At 65.8% G+C, this 3,711-nt stretch carries 4 protein-coding genes and 1 pseudogene; 3 read left to right on the top strand and 2 right to left on the bottom strand.

The genetic code is table 11. The features are described from left to right. The 3 genes and pseudogenes from Y707_RS32860 to Y707_RS33500 form a co-directional block, all read left to right on the top strand. Nucleotides 1-387 (top strand): annotated as a pseudogene (locus tag Y707_RS32860) (glutathione-dependent formaldehyde dehydrogenase); the annotation flags it as partial. Between the two features lie 314 nt (nucleotides 388-701). Then, the gene (locus Y707_RS26035; RefSeq protein ID WP_155852980.1) at nucleotides 702-1,736 is read left to right on the top strand and encodes an SDR family NAD(P)-dependent oxidoreductase; all 1,035 of its coding nucleotides are present in this window, start codon (nucleotides 702-704) and stop codon (nucleotides 1,734-1,736) included. A gap of 48 nt (nucleotides 1,737-1,784) precedes the next feature. Next, nucleotides 1,785-2,177, top strand: a complete 393-nt coding sequence (locus tag Y707_RS33500; protein ID WP_026535496.1) for an FAD-dependent oxidoreductase — start codon at nucleotides 1,785-1,787, stop codon at nucleotides 2,175-2,177. 69 nt (nucleotides 2,178-2,246) lie between these two features. Here Y707_RS33500 and Y707_RS26030 read toward each other — a convergent pair whose 3' ends face one another. After that, complete coding sequence (locus tag Y707_RS26030; protein ID WP_051442004.1) at nucleotides 2,247-3,020, bottom strand: DUF427 domain-containing protein; 774 nt, start codon at nucleotides 3,018-3,020, stop codon at nucleotides 2,247-2,249. A 299-nt stretch (nucleotides 3,021-3,319) separates the two neighbouring features. Next, nucleotides 3,320-3,711: SUMF1/EgtB/PvdO family nonheme iron enzyme (locus Y707_RS29055; RefSeq protein ID WP_155852992.1), on the bottom strand; the 392-nt coding region annotated here is incomplete at its 5' end.

The raw sequence follows: 3,711 nt of genomic DNA, 5'->3' as shown, positions 1-3,711 counted from the left end.
GCGGCGCACCAGGCCCTCGGGCTGCTGCCGGACGCGGTCGCCCGCAAAGCGATGCAGACCGCGGGGGTGGATCGGCTCAATGCCGTCTATACCGCGATCGAAGCGGTGCGCCGCGGCGGCACCATCTCGCTCAGCGGCGTGTACGGCGGGATGAAGGACCCCATGCCGATGCTCACGCTGTTTGACAAGCAGATCCAGCTGCGCATGGGCCAGGGCAACGTGAAGTCCTGGATCGATGACCTCCTCCCGCTGGTCGAGGACCCCTCGGACCCGCTGGGTGTGCTGGATCTGAAGACGCACACCGCCTCCCTGGATGAGGCGCCGCAGATGTACGAGATCTTCCAGAAGAAGCAGGACGGTTGCATCAAGGTCGTCCTCAAACCATAGGCAACCCAGGTCGAGGCCCGGGATGGGCCCACGGTAGGAACAGGTGCATGAGGCGACCCTCGAGCAGGGTGCCGTCCCCATGAGGAACGAGGTAAAAAAGGTGGTTGAGGCATGTGGAGTTGGATAACGACGAACGCTGGACCTGTCGCTGAACAGCCGCGAAGCGTGCCAGTAGACCCAGTATTGAGGTTGCCCTCGTGGCCGGGGCAGTACCCGTGGCAGGCCCGCGGCAGGGCGCTGGTGAACCCACACGGTGCTGGGTGTGGTCACCGGGGCCGTGCTGCGGGTCTTCGGCCGTGTCCGGTGGGCCGACCGTGAGCCGACACGCCTCAGGAGGTGACGACGGCGTGGTGGTGATCACCGGTGCCTCCAGCGGGATCGGCCGGGCCACCGCCCACGCGTTCGCCGAACGTGGGGCCCAGCTGGTGCTGGCCAGCCGCAGCCGGCCCAGTCTCGAGGAGGTGGCTACAGAATGCCGCGGCCAGGGTGCCCAGGAAGTCCTGATGATGCCCACCGACGTCAGTGACGAGGACCAGGTGCGCGCCCTGGTGCAGGCGGCCCTCGAGACGTTCGGGCGAATCGACGTGTGGGTCGGTGCCGCGTCGGTCTATAGTTACGGCACCGTCGAGCAAACCCCAAGTGACGTGTTCCGCCAGATCCTGGAGACCAACCTGCTCGGGCAGGTGTACACCGCCCGCGCCCTGCTGCCCCGGTTCCACACCCAGGGGTCGGGCACGCTGATCGTCATCGGCTCGGTGTATTCGAAGATCACCTCCCCGTACGTCTCCCCTTACATCGCGAGCAAATTCGGGCTGCTGGGCTTCACCGAAGCACTGCGCCAAGAACTCCGCAGTGTTGAGGGCGTCAACGTGTGTGCCGTGCTGCCGGCCACGATCGACACCCCGATCTACCAGCACGCGGCCAACTACACCGGCCAACAGGTCCACCCGCTGCCTCCGGTGGTCTCGCCCCGCCGGGTGGCCAGGGCCATCGTGGGCTTGGCCGGCCGTCCGCGGCCAACGGTCGTGGTCGGGCAGATCCAGCGCAGCTTCATCCCCGTCCACGCGCTGCTGCCTCGGCTCTACGACCGGTGCATCGGCCCGGTGATGAACACCCTCGCGCTGCGCAAAAGGGCCGCCGCCCCCACACCAGGTACCGTGTTCGAGCCCGAGCCGGCCGCCAACCACGTCACCGGCGGATGGCGCTCACGCCCGTGGCGGGTGGCAGGTGTAGCCGCGATGACGGCCGCAGCAGGCGCTGTAATCACCCGCGCCCGCGCCACCGCTGCAGGGGTGCCGGAGAAACCACGGCCACAACAGCGACCACATTCTTCCCGTCGCGCCCAGTAGCTGTCGGAGCGCAGTGGTGACCGGGGGAGCATCACCCCAAGGACGCACGTGCAGGGTGCGACCGTGCGGAGCGGTCGCCCTGGGCACGACCGGTGCGATCGTGCCCTGCCGGCGCTGGACCCCGATATGGGCGGACTCGTCGCCACAGCCATGGAGGGTTTCAGGATGGACGTGCGCCTGGGCGAGGCGGTGACCGGCTTCGACACGCACGACGGGAAGGTCACCGCCGTGGCGGCCGACCGGGCCACGATCCCGGCCGACCTGGTGATCCTGGGACTGGGAGTGGCCCCGAACACGGCCCTGGCCGCACGAGCCGGCATCCCCCTCGGGAGACCCCGTCGATCCCTGTGCGTAGCCGCTGGTCCACCGACAAACCTATCGTTCCATTGTGTCCCACGGCCAGCACCACGGGACCGAAACCGGTCCCGTGAGCGGAGGTAGATTGTGTGGTCTGTTCCGGTGATGCGGCCAGCAACAGGGCTCATGTAACCGGGCTCGGTCCAGGGTAAATTACTCCAGCCGGGACCGTGCTGGCCACTGTTTGGGCACAGGACGTGTTTGCGGTACGCCGTCGACGGAAATGTCCAGTTCCTCGTGCAGGAAGGCGACTGCCCCGGCGATGTTGCGGTACGGAAAGAACGGTTCGGGATAGGACCATGCAATGTCAGTGAGAGAGGATTTGCTGGTAACGCTCCAGTAGTTGGTGGCGAAGCCCTTGTAGGGGCAGATGCTCTCCGTGGTCGTCGGCGTGAGAAGGTCGAAGTCGATGTCTCGCCTCGGCAGGTAGTAGCGCGGTGGCAGCCCTGTTTCCCAAAGAAAGATCGCATCTCGCGACTCGCCAAGCACGACGTCGTCGTGGCGCACCGTCACTAATCGAGAGCTGGGCAGGGCATCGATGTGGACGAAGGGGTCGTGGGGGTGCTCGAATACTTCTTGATCTTCTTCATACCAGTGGTCAAACTCACCGCGTTCCCACGTCACTCCCGTATAACCGTCAGCACCCTTCATCCGCCACGCCCCGTGGCGGATGATGCGGTTATCAACAACTACATCGAACCAGGACGTGACCTCGGAATTCGGGTGGTGGTAGCGCAATTCGTCCGGCGCTCCGGCGGGTATCAGATTTTCTGACCGGACGTCCTCATCCGGGAACAGATACCGCGGTACGGGGAGTTCTTCTTCCCATACGAGTAGCTGATCGCGGCTGTCGACCACTCGTGTGTTGCCGACGAATCCGCGCACCCACCGCGCACTGGGCAGTGGTTCTCTGGTTTTCTGTTCCATTGATGGGCATCCTTCCGGTTTTTCGCGAGACTCCTGGATAGCCTCGCATGGGCTGGTTCCCGATGCGTCGAGTGCCCAGCTGATGGGCACGAAACCGGCACCTACCCGGATCCAGCACTGACTGAAAATTATCCTTGTGAAACCTGCTCGTGTAAAAATCGGCAGGCTCTCGTCAAGGCCAGGCGATGTCGGGGATCGGGCAGGATGCAAAGTACGTGAGTGCCTCGATTGTCCTGACGCGCCCAAGCGCGTCAGGCAGCGTTGTCCGGCCTGGTTCCCCCACCATGAACGGGGGGCGGTCAGTCACGGGCGGTCCGGAAACCGGCGAAGATCTGGCGGCGGATCGGGTGGTCCCAGTTGCAGAACGTGCCGCGGTAAGCCGCGGCGTCCGTGGCCCAGGACCCGCCGCGCAGCATCTTGTAGTCGCCGTCGAAGAACACCTCGCTGTACTCGCGGTAGGGGAACGTGCGGAGCCCCGGATAGGGGAGGAATCCGCTGAAGGTCCACTCCCACACGTCCCCCATGAGCTCCCGCATGCCCAGCGGTGACGCCCCGTCCGGGTAGGAGCCCACGGGAGCCGGCCGCAGCGCGGTCTCGCCCAGGTTGGCGTGGCGTTCGGACGGGTCCTCATCCCCCACGGGAAGCGCCGTGCCGGCCAATGGCCGGGTCGTGGCGGGCGGCCTTCTCCCAC

The organism is Arthrobacter sp. H14 (genome assembly GCF_000520495.1).
Taxonomy (GTDB): Bacteria; Actinomycetota; Actinomycetes; order Actinomycetales; family Micrococcaceae; genus Arthrobacter_C.
Note: the sequence above shows the minus strand (reverse complement) of the source record. Positions and strands in the feature narration are given on the sequence as shown.